Origin of the sequence: Paracoccus denitrificans, from assembly GCF_900100045.1 — a bacterium.
GTDB classification, from domain to species: Bacteria; Pseudomonadota; Alphaproteobacteria; order Rhodobacterales; family Rhodobacteraceae; genus Paracoccus; species Paracoccus denitrificans.
Window position 1 is genome coordinate 48500 of the sequence record NZ_FNEA01000020.1, and the last position, 13949, is coordinate 62448.

Here is a 13949-nt window from a genome sequence, read left to right on the forward strand (position 1 = left end):
GGACCCCGGAGCGTTGCGCTCCGGGAAAGACCGGGGCTCAGGCGGCGAGGGAAACCAGATGCGCCTCGATCTTGTCGCGATAGGGTTCGTAGCGGGTCGGCAGCTTCAGCGCCTCGCCCAGATGGGCCGTATCCTCGTCCCGATCGAAGCCGGGCTCGTTGGTGGCGATCTCGAACAACACGCCGCCGGGCGTGCGGAAATAGATCGCCCAGAAATAGTCGCGGTCGATCACCGGCGTGACCTGGTAGCCGGTATCCATCAGCGCCTTGCGCACCTGAAGCTGAGCCGCCCGATCCGGAACGGCAAAGGCGATGTGGTGCACCGAGCCGGCCCCCTGCCGGGCGAATTGCGCCTGCGGCAGCGCCTCTAGGTCGATCACGTCGGCACCGTTCCCGCCGGGAATGACGAAGCGGGTCACGTCGCCCTCGGCCCCGGCGCGCTGATAGCCCATGAAGCCCAGCAGTTCCGCCGTCGCCGCGGTATCGTGCAGCCGCAGCCTTGCGCCGCTGAAGCCACGGATGGCGGCCTCCTCGGCGATGCCGCCTTCGGTCCAGGGCGTGCGCAGGTCGTCGACACTTTCGATCAGCGCGAACCCGTCGCCGTCAGGCCCCTGAAAACGCAGGCGTTCGGCGCCGAAGGTCTTGTCCAGTTCCAGCCCGGTCACCCCCTTGGCCGCCAGCCGGTCCTGCCAGAAACCCAGCGCCCCCTTGGGCACCGAGAACTGGGTCTCGCCCACCTCTCCGACGCCGGGCCGGCCGCGCATCAGATCCGGAAAGGGGAAATACGTCATCACCGAGCCGGGCGTGCCGACCTCGTCGCCGTAATAGAGGTGATAGACGCTGGGCTCATCGAAGTTCACCGTCTTCTTCACCCGGCGCAGGCCCAGCGTATCGGTGAAGAAGGCGTTGTTCTGCCGGGCATCCGCAGCCATCGACGTGACGTGATGCAGGCCCTTGATCTGATCGAGCATGATCTTGCCTTTCTGCGGTTTTGCCGCCGTTCGATCCGTTGCAGCCAATCTAGACCCGTTGATACTTGCAGAGAATTGCGCCATTAATCTCGAATGTATTGCGCTGGACGTAATAATCGCCATGAACGAGCTCAAAGCCCTGAAGACCTTTCTGCTGGCCGCGGAAAAGCGGAACTTCGCGCAGGTCGCGCGGGAACTGGACATGACCCCGGCCTCGGTCACGCGCACCATCGCGGCACTCGAGGACATGCTGGGCGTGCAGCTTTTCGTGCGCACGACGCGGCAGGTCTCGCTAACGGGGGACGGGGCGATCTTCGCCTCGCGCATCGAGCAGGCCGTCGAGGCGCTGGAGGCCGCGCGCACGGAAATGGCCAATGCACACAAGGCCGACGAGGGCCGGCTGCGCATCAATGCGCCGATGTCGCTGGGGCAACGGGTGCTGCCGCAGATCCTGTGCGGCTTTCGCGACCTTTATCCCAGGATCGACGTGGAGATCCGGCTGACCGACCGTTTCCTCGACATGGTCGAGGAGGATTTCGACCTGGCGATCCGCATCTCCGCCGCGCCTTCGGACAAGTTCACGATCTGGCGCAAGATCTGCCCGGTCAAGCGCTTGCTGGTCGCGGCGCCGGGCACGCCGCATGCCGAGGTCAAGCATCCCAACGAGTTGTCGCCCGGCGATTGCCTGGCCTACAGCGCGGACAGTCACCGGGAAAACTGGCAGCTCTCGGACGGGAATGCCTCGGTCACCATCGCGGCGGGGCGGTCCATCAGCGCGAATAACGGCGATCTGCTGGCGCATATGGCGGCCGATGGCGCGGGCGTGGTGCTGCTGCCGGTCTTCATCCTGGCGCAATACCTGCGCAGCGGGCGGCTGGTGCAGATCCTGCCCGACTGGACGCCGCCGCAGATCTGGCTGACGCTCTATTATCCGCCCTACCAGAAGCTGCCGCCCAGGATCGCCGCGTTCTCGGATTTCTTCGAGCGTCAGATCCCCGCACTGGTCACCACGCTATGATGCATATGGCCGGCTGTGGCCCAGCCGGCCAGGGCGGGCGCCTATCCCAGCGCCCGCACCAGTCCCAGGGTGATCGCCGGAAAGGCGACCAGCAGCACGATCCGCAGCAGGTCCGAGATCAGGAAGGGCATGACCCCCTTGAAGCTTTCCCACATCGGCACGTCCTTGGCCATGGCGTTGATGACAAAGACGTTCATCCCGACCGGAGGGGTGATCAACCCGACCTCGACCACGACGACCGCCAGGATGCCGAACCAGATCAGCGTATCCTCGCGGCCCATGCCGAAATCCAGCCCGGCGATGATCGGATAAAAGATCGGGATGGTCAGCAGCAGCATGGACATGGAATCCATCACGCAGCCCATCGCCAGATACAAAAGCAGGATGGCGACCAGCACCATCATCGGCGACAGCCCCGCCTCGACGATCATCTGCGAGGCAAGCATCGGCGTCTGCGTGGCCGAAAGGAAGGCGTTGAACATCTCGGCACCCAGCATGATCAGGAAGATCATGGCCGAGGTCCGCGCCGTGCCCTGCAGGCAATCGATCAGCCCCTTCAGCCGCAGCCCGCCATGCAGAACCGCCAGCACGAAGGCACCGAAGGCGCCGACCGCTGCGGCCTCGGTTGGCGTGAACCAGCCGCGATACATGCCGACGATCACCAGCGCGAAGATCAGGATGATCGACCAGGTTTCCTTCAGCGACGCCAATCGCTCGGACCAGCTGGCGCGGGGCCCGGCCGGGCCGGCCTCGGGGCGGCGGCGCACGAAGATGGCGACCGCCAGCATGTAGCCCAGCGCCGCGATCACGCCGGGCACCATGGCCGCGACGAACATCTTGGCGATGCTTTGTTCGGTCATCAGCGCGTAAAGCACCAGGATCACCGAGGGCGGGATCAGGATGCCCATCGTGCCGCCCGCGGCCAGCGAGCCGGTGGCCAGCGCGCCCGAGTAGTTATAGCGCTTCATCTCGGGCAGGGCGACCTGGCCCATGGTCGCCGCCGTCGCCAGGGACGACCCGCAGATCGCCCCGAAGGCCGCGCAACCCCCGATCGAGGCCATGGCCAGCCCGCCGCGCAGATGCCCCATGAAGGCCGCGGCGGCGCGGTAAAGCGCCCGGCTCATCCCCGCATGGGTGGCGAATTCGCCCATCAGCACGAAAAGCGGGATCACCGACAGCGAATAGGTGGAGAACTGGTAATAGGTATTGGTCTTGAGAAAGGCGAGCAGCGGCATCCACCCGCTGACCAGCCCGTATCCCACGATGCCCGTCGCAAGCATCGCGACCGCGATGGGGATGCGGATGGCCATCAGCGCCAGCAATACCCCGAAACCCGTCAGCCCGGCGGCGATCCCGGTCATGCGCGCGCCTTTCCGACATGGCCGATCAGGGTAAAGAAGGTCGTCACGATCAGCAGTGCCATCGCCGGCATGGCGATGATGAAGCTCCACCAGATCGGGATGCGCAGCACCATGGTCTGTTCCCCATAACTGTAGAAATCCACCGCCCCGTGCCACAGCCGCCAGGTCAGCAGCACCCCGATCGCCAGGTAGACCAGGTCGCCCAGCGCCTCCAGCGCGTGGTTGGTGCGCGGGCCGGCCTTCATGGTGAAGAAATCGACCAGCACGTTGCCGCCTATGACCTGGCACCAGGGCAGGAAGCAGAAGATGGTGATGGCCGAAAGAACCTCGACCAGCTCGAAATCGCCGGGGATCGGCCAGCCCAGGACGGATCGCAGCCCGACGCTGGCCACGGTCATCAGCATCATCGCCAGCAGCGCCACGCCCCCGATGGCGGCAAACCAGCGGCAGAGGGCGACCAGCCAGCCGGGCACCGGCACCGGATGGGGCTGTTCGGTCAGGGGTTCGGCTTCGGTCATGTCGCCCTCGCCTCCCCTTACTCGGCGCCGGCCGCGGCCAGCATGGCGCGCGCGTCGTCCAGCATCGCCTGTCCGTCCAGGCCGCGGCCGTCCATGGCCTTGACCCAACCGTCCACCACCGGCTGCACCGCGCTGCGCCATTCCTCCATCTGCTCGGCCGGGATCACGTTGATCTGCGCGCCAGCGTCCAGGGCTTTCTGCCGTTCCTCGGCCTCGACCCGGTCCAGGGCCTCGCCGGCCAGCACCGCCAGGTTGGCACCGGAATTGTCGTCGATCACCTTTTTCAGGTCGTCGGGCAGGCTGTCGTATTTCGCCCGGTTCATCACCAGCGCCATGACCGCGGTGGAAACGCCGCCGTTCTCGACCCCGATTTCGCTATGGGCGTTGGTGATCTCGTTGACCCGCAGCGAGCCCACGACCTCCCACGGGATCTGGGCGCCGTCGATCACGCCGGTGGTCAGGGCCTGAGCGACCTCGGGCACCGGCATGCCCACCGCAGTGGCGCCCAGCGCGTTCAGCGCATCGGTCATCGCGCGCGAGGGGGCGCGGATCTTCTTGCCCTTGAGGTCGGCCAGCGAGGTGATCGGGCCGCTGCGCATGTGGAACTTGTAGCCCGCCGGGGCATGCAGCAAGAGCGGCTTCACCTGCCCCATCTCGTCGCCCAGGTATTTCGCCTGGAAGTCTTGCAGCGCGGCGGTGGTCTGGACGGCGGTGCCGGACATGAAGGGCAGCTCGAACACCTCGGCCACGGGGAAGCGGCCGGGCGTGTAGCCCAGCAGCGTCCAGGAAATGTCCACGATGCCGTCGCGGGCCTGGTCGAACAGCTGCGGCGGCTTGCCTCCCAATTGCATCGAGGGAAACAGTTGCACGTCGATGCGGCCGCCCGACTGTTCCTCGACGGCCTTTTCCCAGGGGATCAGGATCTCGGTTTGCAGCGGCGCATCGGCCGACAGGAAGTGATGGACGCGCAGCGTCACATCGGCGGCAAAGGCCGCGCCGCCCAGCGAAAGCGAGGCGATGGCCGACAGGATCAGGGTTTTCATGGTTTCCTCCCGTTGCGTTGTTCAGATCGGTCGTGCGGCGCGCGCCTGGTCTGGCGCGGCGCCGGTCAGGTTTTCGGGCCGCAGCGCCTCGGCCCAGTCCCGGCCGGGCGCAAGCCGCGCCAGCGCATCGGCCAGCGTGGGCGCCTCGCCCCCGGCGACCTGCGCCAGCGCCTGCGCCACGATCCGCAGCGCCTCGGCGCGGGGCAGGGTCTGGGCCAGCAGAAAGCCTGCGGCCTCGGCCGCCATCCGTCCGCGGTCGGCGGCGAATGTGGCGGCGATACGGTCGGGCCGGGGAACCAGCGTTCCGGCCAGATCGCAAGCGATCCGCAGCGCCGCGGCCGAGCGTTCCAGCATTCCCGGCAGCAGGTTCCATTCCAGCCCCAGCGCGATGCCGTCGCGTTCCTGCGCATGGACCAGCGCCTGATGCATCCCCGCCAGATCGCCGGCATTCAGCCGCGCCAGCGTCGCCAGCGCCTCGGCCGCAACGGGGTTCTGCTTTTGCGGCATGGTGGACGAGCCGCCCCCTGCCCCGGCCGCAACCTCGGCGATTTCGCTTTGGCCAAGCTGCACCAGGTCAAGGCCCATCTTGCCAAGCGCGCCCGTGACCAGCGACAGCCATCCCGCCAGTTCCGCGATGCCGTCGCGGGCCGCGTGCCAGGGCCCCGCCGGCACCCCCAGCCCCAGCGCCGCCGCCATCGAGGCGCGCAGCGCCGGGCCGTGGCCGGCCAGCGCCGCCTCGGTCCCCGCCGCACCGTGCAGCGAGACCAGCAGCAGCCGCGGCCGCAGCTCGTCCAGCCGTTGCCGGTTGCGCGCCGCCATCCCGTGCCAGACCGCGATCTTGGCGCCCAGCGTGGTCGGTGCGGCGATCTGGTGGCGGGTGCGCGCCGGGATCGGCAGGTCGGCATGATCGGCGGCCTTCTGCACCAGCAGCGCCGTCAGTCGGTCCAGCCGCCCGCCCAACAGGTCCAGCGCCGCCACCAGTTGCAGCGCCAGCGCCGTGTCCACGATGTCCTGCGAGGTGGCGCCGTAATGGGCGAATGCCCCGGCCTCGCCCGCCGCGGATTTCAGCGCCGCGATGACCGGCTGCGCGGTAATGCCGGCCCGGGCCACCGCCGCGGCCAGTTCCGCCGGGTCGGGGTCCAGTGCCTCCGCCGCCTTGGCGATCACCTCGGCCGCCGCCGCCGGGATCGCCCCCAGATCGGCCTGCGCGCGGGCCAATGCGACCTCGACCCGCAGCATGGCCAGGATGGCCGAGCGATCCGACAGGATCGCTGCCATCTCGTCGTCGCCGTAAAGCTGTCCGAACAAGGTGCCCACCGCCATCAGACCATCCGCAGCCCAAGGATCTGCCGCGCCTGCCGCCATGTCGCGACGGGGCGTTCGTATTTCTCGCACAGTTCGACCGCACGGCCGACCAGCGCGGCATTCGAGGGCGCCAGCCGGTCCCGGTCCAGCCGCACGTTGTCCTCGAGCCCGGTGCGTGCGTGCCCGCCCGAGGAGATCGCCCATTCGTTCAGCACGATCTGGCTCGGCCCGATCCCGGCCGCGCACCAGGGCGCGTCCTCGCCGAAGAGCCGCCTGACCGTATGGATGTAATAGTCGAAGACGTCGCGGTCGGCGGGCATGGCGTTCCTGACCCCCATCACGAATTGCACATAGGGGGTGCCGGCCAGCCGCCCGTCCCCGGCCATCCTTTTCGCTTGCAGGATATGGGACAGGTCGAACGCCTCGATTTCCGGCTTGATGTCGTATTTCAGCATCTCGGCGGCCAGCCAGTCCACCAGGTCCGGCGGGTTTTCATAGACCCGGGTCGGGAAGTTGTTGGACCCCACGGACAAGGACGCCATGTCGGGACAAAGCGGCAGCATGGCCCCCCGCGCCTGCCCCGCCCCCGACCGCCCGCCGGTCGAAAGCTGGACGATCATGCCGGGGCAATGCCTCTCCAGCCCTTCCTTCAGTGCGGCGAAGCGGTCCGGGTCGCTGGTCGGGCGCCCCTCGTCGTCGCGGACATGGCAATGGGCGATCGAGGCGCCGGCCTCGAACGCCTCATGCGTCGATTCGACCTGTTCGGCCAAGGTGATCGGCACCGCCGGGTTGTTTTCCTTGGTCGGCAGGCTGCCGGTGATGGCGACGCAGATGATGCAGGGTTTGCCGGCCGGGTCAGACATCGAAGAACACCGTCTCGTCCTCGCCCTGCAGGCGAATGTCGAAGCGATAGACCGGGACACCGTCGCGCATGGTGCGTTTCGCGATCAGCGTGGCGCGGCGGCGTTCCCATTCGATCAGGTTCAGCACCGGATCGGTGGCGTTGGCCGGAGCCTCGTCGTCGAAATATATCCGAGTGTTCAGGCCGATATTGATGCCCCGGGCAACGATCCACAGGTTCAGGTGCGGCGCCATCGGGGCCGCGTCCTCCTGCGCGCGGCCCTGCCAGTCGGGATGGCTGTCGCGCACCCGCTGGCTGACGCCCGATTCCATGCGGGCCCGTGCCCTGACCGGGCCCGGCTTGACGGTGTCAAAGCCCCATTCGCCGGTCTCGAAATCGGTGATGACCCTGCCCCAGCCGCGAAAGCCCTCCTCGACCTCGCCGCCCGCCTCGGGATGGGCATAGATGCCGGCGGCATTGGCCTGCCAGACCTCGATCAGCACGTCCTTGACCGGGCTGCCGGTGCCGTCGATCACCACGCCCTCGACCCGGATGCGTTCGCCCGCGGCATTGGGTCCGGCAATGTCCCAGCCCAGTTCGCGGTCGAAGATCCGAAAGCCCGCCGCCCCCGGCGCCAGCCCGATATGGACATAGGGGCCGGCGGTCTGCGACGCGGTTTCCTGCAGGTATTGCGGGCGGTTGGCCCGTGCATCGACAACCTTCATCAGTTCCCCTCCAGCCGGTTCTCGAACATGGTCGAGCGGCGCCCGCGCAGCACGATGTCGAAACGATAGGCGATGCTGTCCAGCGGCACCGTGGCGTTCATGTCCAGCTTCGCGGTCAGGCGGTCGACGGCCTCGGGGTCCGGGATGGTCTGCACGATGGGGCAGATCGGGATCAGCGGGTCGCCCTCGAAGTAAAGCTGGGTGATCAGCCGCTGGCAGAAGGCATGGCCGAAGACCGAGACATGGATATGCGCCGGGCGCCAGTTGTTGACCCAGTTGCGCCAAGGATAGGCGCCGGGCTTGATGGTGCGAAAGAAGTAATAGCCGTCCGCATCGGTGATGGTGCGCCCGCAGCCGCCGAAATTGGGGTCGATGGGGGCCAGATAGCTGTCCTTCTTGTGGCGATAGCGGCCGCCGGCATTGGCCTGCCACACCTCGACCAGCGTGTCGGGCACGGGCCGGGCATTTTCGTCCAGCACGCGGCCATGGACGATGATGCGTTCCCCGATGGGGTCGCCGTCCTTGGCGTAGTTCTTGATCAGGTCGTTGTCGATCGGGCTGATGTCGCCATGGCCGAAGGTCGGGCCGGTGATCTCCGACATCGAGCCTTGCAGGCTGATCAGGCTGAAGCGCGGGCTGCGCGCGACCGAGGTCTTGTAATCCGGCGTCAAAGCCGGCGGGTGGATGCGCCGGTCGCGCTGGTAATACTCGGCGGGGGTCATCGGCTCTCCTCCTCTTCCATCTCGGCAAAGGTCTGCTTGGCCAGTTTCAGCGCGTGGTTCGCCCTGGGCACGCCGCAATAGATGGCGACATGCTGGAACGCCTCGACGACGTCGCGCCGGCTGGCTCCGGTGCGGGCGGTGGCGCGGATATGCATGGGGATCTCCTCCCAGTTGCCGGTCGCCGCCAGCAGCGCCAGCGTCAGCATGGAACGCTCGCGCCGGCTGATGCCGTCCGAGGCCCAGACCGTGCCCCAGGCGGATATCGTGATCAGGTCCTGGAACGGCCGGTCGAGATCCGAGGTCTGCTCTTCGGCCCGGTCCACATGCGTATCACCCAGCACCTCGCGGCGGGTTTTCATGCCGGTCGCATGGCGGTCGGGGACGGGATGGTCGGGGACGCCATGGTCGGGGACGGGGCAATCAGACATGGCCGATGTCCTTGAAAAAACGGTTGAGGATGGCCGCATGGGCGGCGGGCGCCTCCACGCAGGGAATATGCGCGGCATCCGCGATCAGGTCGAAGCGCGCGCCGGGGATCAGCGCGGCGGTGGCCTGCACCAGATCCGGCGGGGTCGAGCCGTCCAGCCCGCCCGCGATCACCTGCACCGGCAGGTCCAGCGCACGGGCCGCATCGGTCAGGTCGGCCCCGGCAATGGCCTGGCAGCAGGCGACATAGCCCCCCTGCGGCTGTCGGGCGAGCATCCGGCGCCAAGGCGCGTCAAGCCCCTTGGCCCGGAAGGCGGGCGAGAACCAGCGCTCCATCGTCGGCGCCGCGATACTGGCCAGCCCCTCGTCGCGGATCGCCTGGATCCGGGCGTTCCACATCGCCGCATCGCCGATCCTGGCGGCCGAGTTCGACACCACCAGCCCCGCCAGCAGGCCCGGATGGCGGGCGGCCAGCGACAGGCCGATCAGCCCGCCGATGGACAGGCCCACGAAGACCACCCGCCCCAGCCCCAGCGCCGAGATCAGCGCCGCGGCGTCGTCGGCCAGCATCTCGATGCCGTAGGGGCCGGACGTTTCCTGGGACAGCCCGTGGCCGCGCTTGTCATAGCGCACCAGCCGCAGGCCCGGCGCCAGATGCGGGATCAGCCCGTCCCAGACCCGCAGGTCGGTGCCCAGCGAATTCGCAAAGACCACCGCCGGCCCGGTTTCCGGTCCCGACACCGCGACATGCAGATCCGCGCCGTTTGCCATGATCGTCCGCATCAGTAAGGCAACCCCACATAGTTTTCGGCGAATGCGCGCTGCTGCGATTCGTTGTCGCGCAGGAAGGCGATATCGGCCTTTTGCATCTTCAGGTCGAACGGGCTCTGGTGGGGATAGCGGTGCAGCAGGCCGCTGAACCACCAGCTGAAGCGTTCGGCCTTCCACACGCGCAGCAGCGCCTTTTCGGAATAGCGGTCGATGCCCTCGCTGTCCTTGTCCCGGTAATATTGCACCAGCCCGTTATACAGGTATTGCACGTCGCTGGCCGCCGTGTTCAGCCCCTTGGCGCCGGTCGGCGGCACGATATGGGCGGCGTCGCCGCACAGGAACAGCCGGCCCCAGCGCATCGGCTCGGTCACGAACGAGCGCAGCGGCGCGATGGATTTCTCGATCGAGGGCCCCGTGACCAGCCGGTCGGCCACGTCTTCGGGCAGGCGGCGGCGAAGCTCGTCCCAGAAGGCGGCGTCGGTCCAGTCGCTGGTATGGTCCGACAGCGCGCATTGGATGTAATAGCGCGACAGGTTGGCGTTGCGCATGGAGCACAGGGCAAAGCCGCGGTCGGAACTGGTGTAGATCAGTTCCTCGTGGACCGGGGGCGTTTCCGACAGGATGCCCAGCCAGCCGAAGGGATAGGTCTTTTCGTATTCGCGCCGGACGTCCAGCGGGATGGTCTGCCGGCTGATGCCGTGGAACCCGTCGCAGCCGGCGACGAAATCGCAATCGATGCGGCGGCCTTGCCCGGCGCGGGTATAGGTCACATGCGGGCGGTCGCTGTCGGCATCGTGGATCACCACGTCCTCGACCTCGAAGATGGTCTGCGCGCCTGCGGCCTCGCGCGCGTCGTAAAGATCGCGCGTCACCTCGGTCTGGCCATAGACCACCACCGGCGTGCCGGTCAGCTGCTTGAAGTCGATGTGGAACATGCCGCCGTCCCAGGCGATCTGGGTGCCGTCATGAACGAAGCCCTCGCGGTGCAGCCGGTCGGAGACGCCCGCTTCCTCCATCAGCCGGACAAGGCCGGTCTCCAGCACGCCGGCCCGGATGCGGCCCAGCACATAGTCCCGCGTCTTGCGCTCCAGCACCACCGCCTCGATGCCCTTGCGGTGCAGAAGCTGGCCCAGAAGCAGCCCCGACGGCCCGCCACCGATGATAACGACCTGAGTGCGCATGACAGTCCTCCCTCTGTCGCCGAACTTGACCTGTCACGCACCGCAAGTAAAATGAGTAATCGGGTTTGACGATTATCAGAAACGGCAAGTATTGGAGCGCAGGATCCGGCTGAGACATGTGCAGGCCTTTGTCGAGATCGTCCGCCAGGGCAATCTCAAGCGTGCGGCCGAGGCGCTGTATCTGACCCAACCGGCGATTTCGCGCACCATCGCCGAGCTGGAGGAGATCGTCGGAGCAAGGCTGATGACCCGCAGCCGGCGCGGCGTGGCGCTGACCGCGCAGGGCGAATTCTTCCACGGCTATGCGCTGAACGCGCTGTCAGCGCTGTCGCAGGGGCTGGCGGGAATTTCCGGCGAGGTGCAGGCGGCCGAGCTGTCCCTGCGGGTCGGGGCGCTGCCTTCGGTCTTGGCGCGGCTGATGCCCGAGGTGGTCGCCGAACTGCAGCAGACCGCGCCGCATCTGCGGCTGTCCATCGCGGATGGCGGGCATGGGCATCTGATGGGATTGCTGCGTTCGGACGACCTTGACGTGGTGATCGGCCGGCTGGGTGCGCCCGAAACCATGCAGGGGCTGAGCTTCACCCAGCTTTACCTGGAGGATGTTGCGGTTGTGGTCCGGCCCGGCCATCCGATCCTGTCCGATCCCGACCTGCGCCGGATCGGCGATTATCCGGTGATCTACCCGACCGAGACCGCCGCGATCCACCCTTTCGTGGAACGGCTGCTGATCGCGCATGGCATCCTGCGCCCCGCCCGGCGGATCGAGACCGTCTCGGATGCATTCGGCCGCGTCTTTACCCGGCAGGGCGATGCGGTTTGGTTCATCTCGGCCGGGGTGGTGGCGCGCGAGATCGCCGAGGGGCGGCTGGTGCGGCTGCCCCTGGACACGACGCTGACGCAGGGTCCGGTCGGGCTGATGACCCGCGCCAGCCAGCCCGAGACCAATGCCCAGCTGTTGTTCCGTCAGGCGGTGATGCGGGTGATCGCCGACGGCTTCGGGCCGCGACCAGGGCCGGGACCGGCAGATGCCGGCCCGACCCGCGGCCAGGACGCAGGCAAGGCCGGCCGCCGCACCGCGACCTAGCCCGCCAGCCGCAGCACGCCCGCGAAATATTCGCCCAGCGTCGCGTCATCCTCCAGCGGCAGGACCTGGGCGACATATTGGTCGGGGCGCACCACCACCATGCAGCCCCGCTCGCGGTCGATGCCGCGCAGATCGAAGATGTCGCCCGCGGCCGGATCGGCGCAGAACGCCTTTTCATAGTCGCGCAGCCCGTGGCGACCCTTGCGCGGCCACAGCAGCCCCGGCAGGTCGTCCATCGACAGCGACTGGTGGGGCTGCTGCAACACCGCGCGGATGTCGAACACCGCATCGGGATTCGCGCCCGCGGGGGTATGGCGCCGCAGGACCGAGCCCTCCCGGTCCAGCCGCTCGCAAAGCCGCGCCAGCCCCGAGCCGGGCGCCACCCCCTGCGCGTCGGCGAACAGATAGATCCGCCAGCGCCCGTCCGCCTGGGCGACATGGCCCAGTTGCATGGGCCGCGCATCGGCCAGCCGCACCACCGGCGCCGAATGGAAGCGCATCCCGACCGGAAAGCCGGTGGCCAGATGCCGATGCGTATCCGCGCCGGTCAGTTCCGAACGGCGATAACGCGTCGCCGTGCCGGCGGTGAAACGGCCATGCTGGACGAAATAGCGCTGGAACTCGGCCGGATCGACGCCCTCGCCGTCATCCTCGGCGGTCTTGGGGCGGGCGCTGAACATCCGCGCGAATTCGCGGTCGAAGTCGATCAGTTCCCGCGCGACCTCCTGCCGCTCGGCCGAATAGCTGCGCAGCAGCCCGGCATCGGCCTGTCCGCTCAGCACCGCCGCCAGTTTCCAGCCAAGGTTGAAGCTGTCCTGCATCGAGACGTTCATGCCCTGCCCCGCCTTGGGACTGTGGGTGTGGCAGGCGTCGCCGGCGATGAACACCCGCGGCATGCGCGAGGCGGGGGCATCGGCAGGCAGGTCGTCGAAACGGTCGGTCAGCCGCTGGCCGATTTCATAGACGGACCACCAGGCGACCTCTTTCACCTCCAGCACATAGGGATGCAGGATCCGCTGCGCGGCGGCGATCAGGGTTTCCCGGGTGATGTTCTTCGAGGCGACGCGCTCATCCTCGGCCAGCTTGTCCAGCTCGATGTAAAGCCTGACCAGATAGCCGCCTTCGCGCGGGATGATCAGGATATTGCCTTCATGCGCGGAATGGATCGCGGATTTCAGCCGGATGTCGGGAAAGTCGGTATAGGCCAGAACGTCCATCACGCCCCAGGCCTGGTTCGCCGCCTCGCCGCGCAAGTCCCGCCCGATCCGGCGGCGGACCTGGCTGCGGGCACCGTCGCAGCCGACGACATAGCGGGCGCGGACGATCTGGTCGCGGGAATCGTCCTCGGCCCCCACAGGGCGCAGCCGTGCCTCGACCGGCTGCGCGGGATCGTCGGGAATGGTCAGATCGGCCAGTTGCAGGCCGTAATCCGGTTGCAGCGGGGCCCGAGCGTGACGCATCGCTTCAAGATAGAAGTCATGCACCCGCGCCTGGTTCAGGATGACATGGGGAAATTCCGAAAGCCCCTCCTCGGTGTCGCGGATACGGCCGTGGCGCATGATCGGGCCATCGCCGTCCTGCGGCTTCCAGAAGGTGACCTCGTTCACCCAATAGGCTTCCTTCATCACCCGGTCGGCAAAGCCGAAGGCGTTGAACATCTCCATCGTGCGGCAGGCGATCCCGTCGGCCTGGCCCAGTTCCAGCGGTCCCGGCTTCCGCTCGACGATGCGGGTGCGGATCGAGGGGAACATCGCCAATTGCGCCGCCAGCGTCAGCCCGGCCGGACCGCTGCCGACGATCAGCACATCCACGTCCGCACCGTTCCCGGCCGGATCGTCCTGCGCGGTGGCGGCCGGATGATGGGTCGGGTCGCCGGGCCGAAAGCCGTCAAGGTGAAACTGCATTCCTTCCTCCCTCTGGGTTCGCCCGATCATCGGACAGGATATCGGGGCATAATAGGATGCATACTTATCATAAGCACACT

General features: G+C 67.6%; 14 protein-coding genes. 2 read left to right on the forward strand and 12 right to left on the reverse strand.

The genetic code is table 11. From position 1 onward, the window contains the following. Positions 1-37: 37 nt before the first annotated feature. Positions 38-970: a VOC family protein gene (locus BLT64_RS17460; protein ID WP_011749747.1), complete on the reverse strand. Its 933-nt coding sequence runs from the start codon at positions 968-970 to the stop codon at positions 38-40. A 121-nt stretch (positions 971-1091) separates the two neighbouring features. Between BLT64_RS17460 and BLT64_RS17465 the strand changes: the two genes are divergently transcribed. Beyond that, the gene (locus BLT64_RS17465) at positions 1092-1988 is read left to right on the forward strand and encodes a LysR family transcriptional regulator (RefSeq protein WP_011749746.1); all 897 of its coding nucleotides are present in this window, start codon (positions 1092-1094) and stop codon (positions 1986-1988) included. A 41-nt stretch (positions 1989-2029) separates the two neighbouring features. Here the strand turns inward: BLT64_RS17465 and BLT64_RS17470 are convergent, their stop codons facing one another. From BLT64_RS17470 to pobA, 10 genes are read right to left on the reverse strand one after another with little or no spacing between them, the layout of a single operon-like run. Continuing rightward, positions 2030-3349 carry a TRAP transporter large permease gene (locus BLT64_RS17470; protein WP_011749745.1) on the reverse strand — a complete coding sequence of 440 codons (1320 nt, stop codon included), beginning with the start codon at positions 3347-3349 and terminating at the stop codon, positions 2030-2032. Further along, a complete protein-coding gene (locus BLT64_RS17475) occupies positions 3346-3867 on the reverse strand; it encodes a TRAP transporter small permease (RefSeq protein ID WP_011749744.1) in 522 nt (173 codons plus the stop codon). The genes BLT64_RS17470 and BLT64_RS17475 overlap by 4 nt, the downstream gene beginning before the upstream one ends. Before the next feature lie 17 nt (positions 3868-3884). Further along, on the reverse strand, positions 3885-4910 hold the full coding sequence (locus tag BLT64_RS17480) for a TRAP transporter substrate-binding protein (RefSeq protein ID WP_011749743.1): 1026 nt from the start codon (positions 4908-4910) through the stop codon (positions 3885-3887). A 21-nt stretch (positions 4911-4931) separates the two neighbouring features. Then, a complete protein-coding gene (locus BLT64_RS17485) occupies positions 4932-6233 on the reverse strand; it encodes a lyase family protein (protein ID WP_011749742.1) in 1302 nt (433 codons plus the stop codon). Further along, positions 6233-7078, reverse strand: coding sequence for a 3-oxoadipate:acetyl-CoA acetyltransferase (locus tag BLT64_RS17490; RefSeq protein WP_011749741.1), 846 nt, complete (start codon positions 7076-7078; stop codon positions 6233-6235). The genes BLT64_RS17485 and BLT64_RS17490 overlap by 1 nt, the downstream gene beginning before the upstream one ends. Beyond that, entirely contained in the window at positions 7071-7781 is a 711-nt protein-coding gene (locus tag BLT64_RS17495) for a protocatechuate 3,4-dioxygenase subunit alpha (RefSeq protein ID WP_011749740.1), read from the reverse strand. Before BLT64_RS17495 ends, BLT64_RS17490 begins: the two co-directional genes overlap by 8 nt. Next, entirely contained in the window at positions 7781-8503 is a 723-nt protein-coding gene (pcaH, locus tag BLT64_RS17500) for a protocatechuate 3,4-dioxygenase subunit beta (RefSeq protein WP_011749739.1), read from the reverse strand. The genes BLT64_RS17495 and pcaH overlap by 1 nt, the downstream gene beginning before the upstream one ends. Beyond that, complete coding sequence (pcaC, locus tag BLT64_RS17505) at positions 8500-8931, reverse strand: 4-carboxymuconolactone decarboxylase (RefSeq protein ID WP_011749738.1); 432 nt, start codon at positions 8929-8931, stop codon at positions 8500-8502. Before pcaC ends, pcaH begins: the two co-directional genes overlap by 4 nt. Further along, entirely contained in the window at positions 8924-9712 is a 789-nt protein-coding gene (gene pcaD / locus BLT64_RS17510; RefSeq protein WP_011749737.1) for a 3-oxoadipate enol-lactonase, read from the reverse strand. Before pcaD ends, pcaC begins: the two co-directional genes overlap by 8 nt. Beyond that, complete coding sequence (gene pobA / locus BLT64_RS17515; RefSeq protein WP_011749736.1) at positions 9712-10881, reverse strand: 4-hydroxybenzoate 3-monooxygenase; 1170 nt, start codon at positions 10879-10881, stop codon at positions 9712-9714. The genes pcaD and pobA overlap by 1 nt, the downstream gene beginning before the upstream one ends. Before the next feature lie 91 nt (positions 10882-10972). Here pobA and pcaQ point away from each other — a divergent pair, with 91 nt between their 5' ends. Beyond that, complete coding sequence (pcaQ, locus tag BLT64_RS17520; protein WP_011749735.1) at positions 10973-11965, forward strand: pca operon transcription factor PcaQ; 993 nt, start codon at positions 10973-10975, stop codon at positions 11963-11965. On the opposite strand, the gene BLT64_RS17525 is transcribed toward pcaQ, so the two are convergent. Then, on the reverse strand, positions 11962-13869 hold the full coding sequence (locus BLT64_RS17525) for an FAD-binding monooxygenase (protein WP_011749734.1): 1908 nt from the start codon (positions 13867-13869) through the stop codon (positions 11962-11964). The two genes, pcaQ and BLT64_RS17525, sit on opposite strands and share 4 nt — an antisense overlap. Positions 13870-13949 lie beyond the last annotated feature (80 nt).